We start from the raw sequence: 10,749 nt of genomic DNA, 5'->3' as shown, positions 1-10,749 counted from the left end.
CGCCAGGTGCCGGCGCACAGCGCCACATAGGACAGCACGGTCCCGCCCGCGGCGAGCGCCCGCAGCGCGTCGTCGGACAGCGGCGTCATGCCAGCAGTGCTTCGAACCCGGCCGTCGGGCGGGCCTCGTGGCCGCCGTCCGCAGCACGGCGGATGAACAGCACGGCCAGCCGCTCCCGCTCGGCGTAGGTCCAGCCTCATCGGGCCCGAGCACCGTCAGCGCCGTGGCCAGCGCGTCGGCCTGCATGCATTGCGCGTGCACGACCGTCACCGACGCCAGCGCGTGCCGCACCGGCCGGCCGGTGCGCGGGTCGATGGTGTGGGAATGGCGCTCGCCGTCGTCGGTCTCGAAGCAGCGGAAGTCGTCGCCGGAGGTCGCGACCGCCAGCCCCTTGAGTGCGAGCACCGGACCGGCATCGCCCTGTTCCAGCCCGGGCAGCCGGACCGCCACCCGCCACGGCTGCCCATCGGGCCGGCGGCCCATGCCGAGCAGCTCGCCGCCGACCTCGACGAGCGCGTTGCCGCAACCCAGCCGCTGCAGCGCACGCGCGACGGCGTCGACCGCATAGCCCTTGGCGATCGACGACAGGTCGACGTAGGTGCCGCCATCCTGGCGTGCACGGCGCTGCTCGACGTCGAGCTGCACGCGCTGCCAGCCGATGCGGCGGCGCGCCATCTCCAGATCGCCTTCCGTCGGCGCATCGCGGCGCGCCGGGTCGGGGCCGAAGCCCCAGAGGTTGACCGCGGGGCCGACGGTCGGGTCGTAGGCCCCACCGGTGGCGCGCGCCAGTTCGAGCGCGTGCTGCAGCACGCTGAAGAGGGGCTCGGGCAGTTTCTGCCAGCGGCCCGGCGCGGCGCGGTTGTAGCGGCTCAGGTCGGAGTCGTCCTCCCAGGTGCTCATCTGGCGCACCACCAGGTCCAGCGCGATCTCGATCGCCTCGCGGACCTCGCGGCGGGCCGGGCCGGGCGTGGCCGGCGCATGCCAGTACTTCACGCTCCAGCGGGTGCCCATCGTCGGCCCGCCCAGCTCCTGCACGGCGGCGGCCAGCAGGCGCGGCGCGACCCCGCCGTCGTGGCGGTAGCCCGGCAGGGGCAGGTCGGCGAAGGACAGGCGTGTCGTCATGCGGCCGCGGCGCTCGGGGGCGGTCGGCCCGTCATTGCGGCAGCACTTCCAGCACCGCGGCGTAGACCAGCCGGCGCTCCTTGGCCTGCTTCAGCGTGGTCTTGCCGTCCCTGGTGCTGACCTCCAGGCGGTAGAGCCCGGGCTGCGGCCAGTTGACCTTGACCTGGCCCTTCGCATCGGTCTTCAGCGTCATCTCGCCGATCTTGTCGCGGTAGCGGGTGCCGCCGAAGACGATCTCGACCTCGAGGTCCGCGGCCGGCTGGCCGTCGAGCAGGAAACCGAAGGTCGCCGCCTCGCCGGTGAACAGGTCGTTGGGGTGCGTGACGGGCACGAACTCCAGGCCCTTGCCGGTCGGCTGGATCGCGCTGGGTTTGCCGACGGTGATGAAGGTCTCGAGGCGGCTGATGCCTTCGTTGACCGTCAGTTCGGGCGCATCGGCCGGGACCTCCTTGGCGAAGTTCTCGGCCGTACCGCGGAAGCCCTTGTTCTGGCCGGTGGCCGCGTCCTTGTAGCGCGCCGTCACGCCGCTGAAGCCGTTGGCCACGCGGTAGGTGCCGGCCTGCGTGAGGTTCAGGTCGAACACGCTGCGCAGCTTGCCGACCACCACGTTCTCGGGCGCCACGGCGCTGCCGTCCGGCGCGGTGACCGCCAGCCCGTCGAGCCGCAGCGGCGCGTGGTTGAAGTAGAAGATGTCGTTGCCGGAGGCCCCGTCGATCGTGACCCATTGAGGCTTGGACAGCACGGTCGACGAGGGCACCAGGAAGCTGCTGTGGGCGCGCGCCAGCGGCACCGACAGACCGAAGGCGAGCGCCGTCGTGACGACGAGCGCGAAACGGGAACGGGACATGGGGATCTCCTGGACGGGGTGAGGGGGCCGATGGCGGTTCAGGGCTTGAGCTCGAGCGTGACTTCGCCGAGCTCGCTGCTGCCCTGGGCACTCAGCTGCTGCGCCTTGGCGGGCGGCCACTGGAAGGGGATGCTCAGCAGCTCGCGACCGCCGGACTCGCGGGCCGCCTCGACCACCAGCTTGTAGTCGCCGGGCGCCAGCTTGCCGAGCGGCTTGGCGCTGTCGTTGAAGCTGAGCTTGTGCTTGCCCACCGGACGTGTGGCGCTGGTCAGGCCGTCGGCCGGCACCTGCAGTTCGCGGCCGCTGCGGCGCCACCACTGGCGCATGTCCTTCAGCCACTTCGCGCCCTCGCCGTCCTTCTTGGCGGTGGCGTACCAGACCGCGAGGTTGGCAGCGACGCCCTGGTCGGCGCGCTCGACCCACATCGCGACATAGGGGCGGTGGTATTCGGCGACGGTCAACCGGGGCACCTCGACACCGACCGCCAGGTCGGCCGCCAGAGCCGGGACACCGAGCGCCGCGGCGCTCAGCGCGATGGAGTAACGCACGTGCATGGCAGGGCTTTCTTCTTCAGTGGATGGACAGCAGGGTGAGCAGCAGCGGGATCACCAGTCCCAGGCCCACGATCGGCCAGGTGGTCGGCCGGTTGGCCGCGTGCAGCTTCAGGATGAACAGGCCGGTCAGACAGAACACCAGACAGGCGACCGCGAACAGGTCGATGAACCACGACCACGCCACCCCGGTGTGGCGCCCCTTGTGCAGGTCGTTGAGGTAGGAGATCCAGCCGCGGTCGGTGCGCTCGTACTCCGCCGCGCCGCTCTCGCGGTCGATGCGCAGCCAGGCATCGCCGCCGGGGCGCGGCAGCGAGATGTAGAGCTCCTCGTCGGACCACTCGGCGTCGCGGCCCAGCACGTCGACCGCGATCTGCGTCTGGATCCAGTCGGCCAGGCGCGCGGGCAAGGGCGCGCGCGGCGACGACGGCAACACATCCGGCGTCACCAGGGCCTTCAGCTCCGGCGGCAGCTGCAGTTCGCGGGCGGTCACGGCCGGCCGGCTCTCGATCTGCGCGGCGTGGTTGAGCGTGATGCCGGTGACGCTGAACAGCAGCATGCCCAGCAGGCAGACCGCCGAGCTGATCCAGTGCCATTGGTGCAGCGTCTTCAGCCAGTAGGCCCGTTGCGGGTGGTCGGTCTTGCGCATGCCTTCGCGTCTCTTCGCGCCCGGGCACGCAGCCTCGCGGACTGCAACGCGCCCTCCTCAAAAGTTGCGGCTTAGTGTAAGCTACTAAATGCGAATCACTATCAATCACGCAACGTAAAGATCCTCCTCCGCCGGGCAGCCGGCGGGGATCGCGCGTCGCGGAGATGATCGAGGAGCCACCGCAAGCCCGTCGCCAGCGGTTCTGTGTGTTCGACACGACCAAAGGAACGATCCGATGCTTGCCACTCCCCGCGTGGGCGCCCTCGCCTGCGCCTTGCTGACCTGTGCACCGTGGGCTCTCGCCCAGCAGACCCCGCCCCCCGTTGCGCCGCCGGCGGCCACGCCGTCCGACGAGGCCGCCAGCACGCTGCCCGAAGTGAAGGCCACCTCCCAGGCCGAGACGGCGACCGGCCCGGTGCCGGGCTACACCGCCCGGCGCAGCGCCACGGCGACCAAGACCGACACGCCGCTCAACGAAGTGCCGCAGTCGATCTCGGTGATCGGCGCCGAGCAGGTGCGAGATCAGAACTCGCTGACGATCCAGGAGGTGCTGCGCTACACGCCCGGCGTGCGCGCCGAGATGTACGGCCTCGACAACCGCGGCGACTACTACGCGATGCGCGGCGGCAGCGAGGGCTCCACGCTGCTCGATGGGCTGCGCCTGCCGATCACCGGCTACTGGGGCAGCGTGCGCAACGAGCCCTATGCCTTCGAGCGCATCGAGGTGCTGCGCGGGCCGGCCTCGGTGATGGCCGGCCAGAACGGGCCGGGCGGCGTGGTGAACCTGGTGTCCAAGCGGCCGTCCGCCGAGGCACAGCGGGAAGTGCAGGTGCAACTCGGCAACGACGACCACAAGCAGGTCGCGGCCGACCTGGGCGGCGCGCTCGTCGACGACGGCCGCCTCGCCTACCGCGTGATCGCCTTGCGCAAGGACAGCGGCAGCCAGGTCAAGTACGCCGACCAGGAGCGCACGCTGTTCGCGCCCTCGCTCCGCTGGCAACCGCTGGCCGGCACCTCGCTGACGGTCTACGGCGAATACCAGAAGGACAGGAGCCTCAACCAGAACGGCTTCTTTCCGATCGCAGGTACGCTCAACAAGGCGCCGAACGGCCGCCTCATCGACCCCGAGGTGTTCGTCGGCGAACCCGACTGGGACACCTACGGCGGCACGCGCAAGCGCTTCGGCTGGGAGCTCGAGCAGCAGCTGAACGCGCAGTGGACGCTGCGCCATCACCTGCGGCGCGACAACGTGACCGGCCATCTCGCCACCGCCTACGCCGACTGGAGCCAGTACGTCGGCGCGGACGGCCAGGTGGACACCGTCGACCCCACCAACAACACCTACCTGAACCGCTACGGCTACGTGGCCGACGACCGCTCGCGCATCAACAACGCCGACCTGCTGCTGCAGGGCAAGCTCGCGTTCGGGCGCACCACGCACACGCTGCTGACCGGCGTCGACTACATGTCGCACCGCATGCTGCACATCGACCGTGGCAGCTTCCTGATGACGCCGCTGGATCCCTTCGATCCGGTCTACGGCACCTCCCCCTTGCCGGCGCTCGACCCTGCGCAAAGCTTCGTCAGCGACTCGCGCGTGCGCAACGTCGGCCTGCTGATCCAGGACCAGGTCAAGTTCGACGAACGCTGGGTGCTCACCGCCGGCCTGCGCCACGACAAGGCGAAGACCGATGCCGCCAAGGACTCGGCGAACTCGAAGAACCTGGGCATCGTCTACCTGGCCGACGGCGGCTGGTCGCCCTACGCCGGCTACTCGGAGTCCTTCCAGCCGGTGGCCGGCACGACCAGCCCGGCGCGCGGCGGCCGGCCGTTCGAGCCCTCGCGGGGCCGGCAGCTGGAAACCGGCGTCAAGTGGATGCCGGCCGATGCGCCGGTGAGCGCGTCGGCGGCGGTGTTCCGGCTGAAGGAGAGCAACCGGCTCGCCAACGACCCGGCCGACGTGAACTACTCGATCCAGGTCGGTGAGTCCACCGTCGACGGCCTCGAACTCGACGCGACCGCGACCTTCGCCGCCTGGCAGCTGCTGGCCAACTATTCCTACACCCGCGCCCGGCTCACCGGCGCGATCGACGTGAACCGCGGCGAGCAGCTCAGCAGCATCCCGAAGCACGCCGCCTCGCTGTGGGCGGTGCATCGCTTCGGCGCCGCGGGCCTGCCCGGGCTGCGGGCCGGCGGCGGCGTGCGCTATGCCGGTCCGTCCTGGGATGGGTCGGGCAACAACCGCGTTCCGTCCGTCACGCTGCTGGACCTGCTGGTCAGCTACGACACGGGACCGTGGACGCTGTCACTGAACGTCAACAACCTGACCGACAAGACCTACATCGCCACCTGCCTGGAGCGCGGCGACTGCTGGTTCGGCACGCAGCGGCGCGCCGTCGTGTCGCTGGCCTACCGCTGGTGACGCCGAGCCGAGGATCGGGCGGTGGCGCGCGGCAGCCGTTAAGCTGCGCCTCGCCACCGCCCGACCCGGAGCCCGCTTGAGCGACGCCGCCCCCCCGCACCCGCCCAACCAGTTCGCGCTGCTGACGCAACGGCGTTTCGCGCCCTTCTTCTGGACCCAGTTCCTCGGCGCCGGCAACGACAACCTGTTCAAGTTCGCCTTCACCGTGCTGGTCACCTACCAGCTGCAGGTGGCGTGGCTGCCCCCGCGCTGGCCGGGCTGGCGATCGGCGCGCTGTTCATCCTGCCCTTCCTGCTGTTCTCGGCCACCTCGGGCCAGCTGGCCGACAAGTTCGACAAGACACGCGTGATCCGCTTCGTGAAGACGCTGGAGATCGCGATCATGCTGCTCGCCGGCTTCGGCTTCTGGACTGCCCACGTGCCACTGCTGCTGGCCTGCGTGTTCCTGATGGGGCTGCATTCCACGCTGTTCGGCCCGGTCAAGTTCTCCTACCTGCCGCAGCACCTGGGCGAGCGCGAACTGACCGGCGGCAACGGCATGGTCGAGATGGGCACCTTCGTCGCCATCCTGCTCGGCCAGGTGGCCGGCGGCCTGCTGGTGGCGGTGCCCGACGTGGGCCGGCACTACGTGGCCTTCGCCTGCCTGGGCGTGGCGCTGCTCGGCCGCGCCACCGCGCAGCTCGTGCCGGCCTCGCCGCCCACCGACCCGGCGCTGGTGATCAACTGGAACCCGGTCAGCGAGACCTGGCGCAACCTGAAGCTCGCGCACGGCAACCTGGTGGTGTTCCGTTCGCTGCTCGGCATCTCGTGGATGTGGTTCTTCGGCGCGGTGTTCCTGTCGATGTTCCCGGCCTTCGCGAAGGAGGTGCTGGGCGGCGACGAGCAGGTGGCCTCGCTGCTGCTGGTGGTGTTCTCGGTGGGCATCGGCATCGGCTCGCTGCTGTGCGAGATGCTGAGCCGGCGCCACGTGGAGATCGGCCTGGTGCCGTTCGGGGCGATCGGCATGAGCGTGTTCGCGATCGACCTCTACTTCGCGACGCGCGGCCATGCGCCGGGCAGCGGCATCGCCGGGCTGGGCGAGTTCGTGCGCCAACCCGGGCACTGGCGCGTGATGGCCGACCTGGCGCTGCTCGCGCTGTTCGCCGGCCTGTACAGCGTGCCGATGTACGCGCTGATCCAGCTGCGCTCGCCGGCCTCGCACCGCGCCCGCATCATCGCGGCCAACAACATCCTCAACGCGCTGTTCATGATCGTCAGCGCCGTGATGGCCGGCGCGCTGCTGAAGGCGGGCCTGACGATCCCGCAGATCTTCCTGGTGACGGGGCTGCTGAACGCGGTGGTGGCTGCCTACATCTTCCTGCTGGTGCCGGAATACCTGCTGCGCTTCATCGCCCTGATCGCGACGCGCCTGGTCTACCGCTTCCGCGTGCACGGCGACGAGCACATCCCCACCACCGGCGCTGCGGTGCTGGTGTGCAACCACGTGAGCTTCGTCGACCCGATCCTGCTGATGGCCGCGAGCCCGCGGCCGATCCGCTTCATCATGGACCACCGCATCTTCGCGACGCCGGTGCTGGGCTGGCTGTTCCGGCTCGCCAAGGCGATCCCGATCGCCCCGCAGAAGGACGATCCAGCCACCTACGAGCGCGCCTTCGCCGAGGCCCGCAAGGTGCTGGACGACGGTGAGCTGCTGTGCATCTTTCCGGAAGGCGCGATCACCCGCGACGGCGCCCTGCAGCCCTTCAAGGGCGGCGTGATGAAGATCCTGGAAACCCACCCGGTGCCGGTGGTCCCGCTGGCGCTGCACGACCTGTGGGGGTCGTTCTTCTCGCGTGCGAGCGGTGCCGCGATGACGCAACCGTTCCGGCGCGGACTGTGGAGCCGCGTGGGCCTGAGCGCCGCGGCGCCGCTGGCCGCCGTCGAGGTCACGCCGGAGCGCCTGCGCGAACGCGTGGCGGCGATGCTGGCGGCCTGAAGCGCCGCCCTCAGACGCCCCGTGCCCGGTCCGCCCGGAACTGCGCGCGGAACGCCTCGAAGCGCCCGGCGTCGAGTGCCTCGCGCACCTCGCGCATCAGGTTCAGGAAGTAATGCAGGTTGTGGATGCTGGTGAGCATCGGCCCGAGCATCTCGCCGCAGCGGTCGAGATGGTGCAGGTAGGCGCGGCTGAAGCCGTTGCAGGCGGTGCAGGTGCAGCTCTCGTCGATGGGCCGCTCGTCGGTCTTGTAGCGCGCGTTGCGCAGCCGCAGGTCGCCGTGGCGGGTGAACAGGTGGCCGTTGCGGGCGTTGCGCGTGGGCATCACGCAGTCGAACAGGTCGACGCCCTGGGTCACGCCCTCGACCAGGTCTTCCGGCGTGCCCACGCCCATCAGGTAGCGCGGCTTGTGGGCCGGCAGGCGGTGCGGCGTGTGCGCCATGATGCGCAGCATCTCGTCCTTCGGTTCGCCGACGCTGACGCCGCCGATCGCGTAGCCGGGAAAGTCCATCGCCACCAGCGCGTCGAGCGAGGCCTGGCGCAGCGGCTCGAACATGCCGCCCTGCACGATGCCGAACAGCGCGTTGGGGTTCTCGAGCCGCGCGAACTCGGTCTTGCAGCGCGCCGCCCAGCGCAGGCTCAGCTCCATCGACGCACGTGCTTCCTGCTCGGTCGTCAGGTGGCCCGAGGTCTCGTAGGGCGTGCACTCGTCGAACTGCATCACGATGTCGGAGTTCAGCACCGTCTGGATCTGCATGCTGGTCTCGGGCGTGAGGAACAGCTTGTCACCGTTGACCGGTGACGCGAACTTCACGCCCTCCTCGCTGATCTTGCGCATCGCACCGAGCGACCAGACCTGGAAGCCGCCGCTGTCGGTGAGGATGGGGCGCTGCCAGTTCTCGAAGCGGTGCAGGCCGCCGAACTGGCGCAGCACGTCGAGCCCGGGGCGCAGCCACAGGTGGAAGGTGTTGCCGAGGATGATCTGCGCGCCCATCGCCTCCAGCGAGGCCGGCATCACGCCCTTGACGGTGCCGTACGTGCCGACCGGCATGAAGATCGGTGTCTCGACCACGCCGTGGTTGAGCGTGAGGCGGCCACGGCGCGCATGGCCTTCGGTGTGCAGCAGATCGAAGCGGAGCATGCCGGATTGTCGCAGCGGCCCGCGCGCCGGCTAAGCTCGCGCGCATGCTGCCGATCGTTCAACGCGTGTTCCGCCGCCTGACCCGCCAGGCCGTCACCGACCGCAGTCTCAGCGTGCTGACGCTGCTGCTGCTCGCCGAGGTGGTGCTGCTGCCACCGCTGGTCGAGGTGGGCTGGCTCAACCGGCACCTGGCCGACGCCGGCTTCCTGGCGATGCTGGCGCTCGGCGTGTGGATGCTGTCCGACCACACGCTCGCGGGCCGCTGGTTCGTCGCCACCGCCTTCGGCAGCCTGGTGATCCGTGTCGCCAACCTGTGGCTGCCCGACAGCGAGCTGCGCGGCGCCGACGCACTGTTCGCGATGGTCAACCTGGTGGTGCTGGGCTGGCTGACGCTGGCCTACACGCTGGCCGCCGGCCGCATCAACGTGCACCGCGTGCTGGGCGCGATCGCCGCCTTCCTGCTGATCGGCCTGGCGTTCGCGCAGGCGCACCGGCTGGTGGCCATCTACGCCGGCGACGGCGCCTACTTCATGTTCGGCCAGCCGGTGGACTATGCCGCGCTGGTGGCGCGGCTCAACTACTTCTCCTTCGTCACGCTCACCTCGCTGGGCTATGGCGACATCACGCCGGTGCACGCCGCGGCGCGCTCGCTGGCCATCCTGCAGGTGCTGATCGGCGTGCTCTATCCGGTGGCGCTGCTGGGCTGGCTGGTGTCGCTGTTCGCGCACCAGAACCAGCAGCCTTCGCACTGAGCCCGAGAGGCGATGCCTAGGGCCTGTTCGCGTCGCGGCTCAGGATCCACTGCACCAGCCGGCGCGCGTCGGGCTCGCTGATCGCGACGCGATTGGGAGGCATCGCCAGGCCGCTGACCTTGCCCTTCCAGTGGCTGTCGTAGGGGTTGGAGCCCGCCAGTACCGTGGCGGTGAGCTGCTTCTCGGCCCCGGACTGGCCCTTGTACTTGACCGCGACATCGCGCCACGCCGGACCGATCGGCGGCAGGCCGTCGGGGCCCTTCGCACCGGGTTCGACATGGTGGCAGGTCATGCAGCCGCTGCCGGTGGCCAGCTTCAGCATCGCGGCGTCATCGGGAGCGGCCATCGCCTGCGCGGCAGCGAGCCACAGGGCGCAAAGGGCCGGAGAGAAAGAACGAACGGCAACGGGCTTCACGGCAAGGGTCCTTCGTGGTGGGAATCGACGGGTCGTCGACGCCACCTTAGGGACTGGCACGCGCTGCGCCTTGCGCCACGTCAAGCCATCGCGGAGTCACTCCACGATGGAGCGCCGTGGAGCAAACGATGCGGCGCGCACGCGACGCTTTGCTAGCGCCGCTGCAACAGCATGGCGTCGCCGTAGCTGAAGAAGCGGTAGCGCTCGCGGATCGCATGCGTGTAGAGCGTGCGGATGCGCTCGTGGCCGGCGAAGGCGCTGACCAGCATCATCAGCGTGCTGCGCGGCAGGTGGAAGTTGGTCAGCAGCCGGTCGACCACGCGGAACGTGAAGCCCGGGGTGATGAAGATGTCGGTCTCGCGCGCGCCGGCCTGCAGTTCGCCGCCGAGCGCGGCCGACTCCAGCGCCCGCAGCGTGGTGGTGCCGACCGCGACCACCCGCCCACCGGCCGCGCGGGTGCGCGCGATCGCGTCGACGGTGGCCCCCGGCAGCTCGAACCACTCGCTGTGCATGCGGTGCTCGGCCAGCTGCTCCACGCGCACCGGCTGGAAGGTGCCGGCGCCGACGTGCAGCGTCACGCTCGCACGTGCGACCCCCTGCGCCTCCAGCGCCGCCAGCACCTCGGCATCGAAATGCAGGGCCGCCGTCGGCGCGGCCACGGCGCCGGGCGCACGCGCGAACACGGTCTGGTAGCGGCGCTCGTCGTCGGCATCGTCGCCGTGCTCGATGTAGGGCGGCAGCGGCACGTGGCCGTGGCGTTCGAGCAGCGCGAACGGGTCGCCGGGCAGGCGCAGGTGGAACAGCGAGCCGTCGGGCCCGCAGCGCCCCAGCACCTCGGCATCGAAGGCGGTGCTGCCGCCGTCGCGGCCGGCGAAGTGC

Annotated in this window: 9 protein-coding genes and 1 pseudogene; 3 read left to right on the top strand and 7 right to left on the bottom strand. The window is 70.4% G+C overall.

Features of this window, described 5'->3' with window-relative positions:
• The 4 genes from x551_RS13985 to x551_RS13970 all read right to left on the bottom strand — a co-directional run.
• On the bottom strand, positions 1 to 1,122 hold a 1,122-nt coding region (locus x551_RS13985), incomplete at its 3' end, for an FAD:protein FMN transferase (RefSeq protein WP_253950378.1).
• Between the two features lie 31 nt (positions 1,123 to 1,153).
• Positions 1,154 to 1,969: a DUF4198 domain-containing protein gene (locus tag x551_RS13980; RefSeq protein WP_011831301.1), complete on the bottom strand. Its 816-nt coding sequence runs from the start codon at positions 1,967 to 1,969 to the stop codon at positions 1,154 to 1,156.
• A gap of 38 nt (positions 1,970 to 2,007) precedes the next feature.
• A complete protein-coding gene (locus x551_RS13975; RefSeq protein WP_036234142.1) occupies positions 2,008 to 2,523 on the bottom strand; it encodes a DUF2271 domain-containing protein in 516 nt (171 codons plus the stop codon).
• A gap of 16 nt (positions 2,524 to 2,539) precedes the next feature.
• Entirely contained in the window at positions 2,540 to 3,169 is a 630-nt protein-coding gene (locus x551_RS13970; protein ID WP_036234139.1) for a PepSY-associated TM helix domain-containing protein, read from the bottom strand.
• A 235-nt stretch (positions 3,170 to 3,404) separates the two neighbouring features.
• Between x551_RS13970 and x551_RS13965 the strand changes: the two genes are divergently transcribed.
• Both x551_RS13965 and x551_RS13960 read left to right on the top strand, forming a co-directional pair.
• On the top strand, positions 3,405 to 5,591 hold the full coding sequence (locus x551_RS13965) for a TonB-dependent siderophore receptor (protein WP_036249055.1): 2,187 nt from the start codon (positions 3,405 to 3,407) through the stop codon (positions 5,589 to 5,591).
• A 76-nt stretch (positions 5,592 to 5,667) separates the two neighbouring features.
• A pseudogene (locus x551_RS13960) lies at positions 5,668 to 7,565 on the top strand (MFS transporter).
• A 10-nt stretch (positions 7,566 to 7,575) separates the two neighbouring features.
• On the opposite strand, the gene tgt reads toward x551_RS13960, so the two are convergent.
• Positions 7,576 to 8,703 carry a tRNA guanosine(34) transglycosylase Tgt gene (tgt, locus tag x551_RS13955; RefSeq protein ID WP_011831306.1) on the bottom strand — a complete coding sequence of 376 codons (1,128 nt, stop codon included), beginning with the start codon at positions 8,701 to 8,703 and terminating at the stop codon, positions 7,576 to 7,578.
• Positions 8,704 to 8,747: 44 nt separating this feature from the next.
• Between tgt and x551_RS23580 the strand changes: the two genes are divergently transcribed.
• On the top strand, positions 8,748 to 9,455 hold the full coding sequence (locus x551_RS23580) for a potassium channel family protein (RefSeq protein WP_051495822.1): 708 nt from the start codon (positions 8,748 to 8,750) through the stop codon (positions 9,453 to 9,455).
• A 16-nt stretch (positions 9,456 to 9,471) separates the two neighbouring features.
• Here x551_RS23580 and x551_RS13945 read toward each other — a convergent pair whose 3' ends face one another.
• On the bottom strand, positions 9,472 to 9,801 hold the full coding sequence (locus tag x551_RS13945; protein WP_049820844.1) for a c-type cytochrome: 330 nt from the start codon (positions 9,799 to 9,801) through the stop codon (positions 9,472 to 9,474).
• 221 nt (positions 9,802 to 10,022) lie between these two features.
• Positions 10,023 to 10,749, bottom strand: a 727-nt coding sequence (queA, locus tag x551_RS13940) for a tRNA preQ1(34) S-adenosylmethionine ribosyltransferase-isomerase QueA (protein ID WP_036249051.1), incomplete at its 5' end; no start/stop codon positions are given.

It is taken from the genome of Methylibium sp. T29, assembly GCF_000576205.1.
GTDB classification, from domain to species: Bacteria; Pseudomonadota; Gammaproteobacteria; order Burkholderiales; family Burkholderiaceae_C; genus Methylibium; species Methylibium petroleiphilum.
Note: the sequence above shows the minus strand (reverse complement) of the source record. Positions and strands in the feature narration are given on the sequence as shown.

Excerpts from the sequence above, each read along its gene's own strand:
- x551_RS13980 (WP_011831301.1), bottom strand. The coding sequence starts at position 1,969 with ATGTCCCGTTCCCGTTTCGCGCTCGTCGTCACGACGGCGCTCGCCTTC.
- x551_RS13975 (WP_036234142.1), bottom strand. The coding sequence starts at position 2,523 with ATGCACGTGCGTTACTCCATCGCGCTGAGCGCCGCGGCGCTCGGTGTC.
- x551_RS13970 (WP_036234139.1), bottom strand. The coding sequence starts at position 3,169 with ATGCGCAAGACCGACCACCCGCAACGGGCCTACTGGCTGAAGACGCTG.
- x551_RS13965 (WP_036249055.1), top strand. The coding sequence starts at position 3,405 with ATGCTTGCCACTCCCCGCGTGGGCGCCCTCGCCTGCGCCTTGCTGACC.
- tgt (WP_011831306.1), bottom strand. The coding sequence starts at position 8,703 with ATGCTCCGCTTCGATCTGCTGCACACCGAAGGCCATGCGCGCCGTGGC.
- x551_RS23580 (WP_051495822.1), top strand. The coding sequence starts at position 8,748 with ATGCTGCCGATCGTTCAACGCGTGTTCCGCCGCCTGACCCGCCAGGCC.
- x551_RS13945 (WP_049820844.1), bottom strand. The coding sequence starts at position 9,801 with ATGGCCGCTCCCGATGACGCCGCGATGCTGAAGCTGGCCACCGGCAGC.